Below are 628 nucleotides of genomic sequence, written 5' to 3' on the forward strand. Positions count from 1 at the left end.
CATCACAGGCTATGTGCGCCTACGCGAAGCTTATCGCAGCTTGTCACGTCCTTCATCGGCTCCTAGTGCCAGGGCATTCACCGTGCGCCCTTTGTAGCTTGATCTTTTAATCAGCACATCTAAATTACATTTAGATGTTTTATTTCTAGGTTATTTCTATATTCACTGTGCAATTTTCAAAGAACAAAAATGGTGGGTCTAAATGGACTCGAACCATCGACCTCACGCTTATCAGGCGTGCGCTCTAACCAGCTGAGCTATAGACCCATATTCACTCTATTAAAGTGATATAAATATTAAATTTGTGGTGGAGATAAGGAGATTCGAACTCCTGACCCCCTGCGTGCAAGGCAGGTGCTCTCCCAGCTGAGCTATACCCCCACTGTAAATCAACAACCGACAATACCTCTTGTAAAACCAATTATTGATAATACATAAGCCTAACTTTCTTTTGAAAAACCTTAGTCTTTCAAAATTAAACAGAATTAAGTAACAGAGTCGTCAAATGGAAGCTTTGCTTCCGTTTCTCCCTAGAAAGGAGGTGATCCAGCCGCAGGTTCTCCTACGGCTACCTTGTTACGACTTCACCCCAATCATCAATCCCACCTTCGACCGCTGGCTCCAAAAG

The 628-nt window shown here is 43.5% G+C and carries 2 tRNA genes and 2 rRNA genes; all 4 read right to left on the reverse strand.

Annotated elements, in window-relative coordinates:
- A 23S ribosomal RNA gene (locus tag OXH55_RS19905) occupies positions 1-104 on the reverse strand; the annotation flags it as partial.
- Positions 105-190: 86 nt separating this feature from the next.
- Positions 191-267 (reverse strand) — tRNA-Ile (locus tag OXH55_RS19910).
- A gap of 38 nt (positions 268-305) precedes the next feature.
- A tRNA-Ala gene (locus OXH55_RS19915) sits at positions 306-381 on the reverse strand.
- 153 nt (positions 382-534) lie between these two features.
- Positions 535-628: ribosomal RNA gene (locus OXH55_RS19920) — 16S ribosomal RNA — on the reverse strand; the annotation flags it as partial.

This window comes from Clostridium ganghwense (assembly GCF_026735165.1).
In the GTDB taxonomy this organism is placed as follows: domain Bacteria; phylum Bacillota; class Clostridia; order Clostridiales; family Clostridiaceae; genus Clostridium_H; species Clostridium_H ganghwense.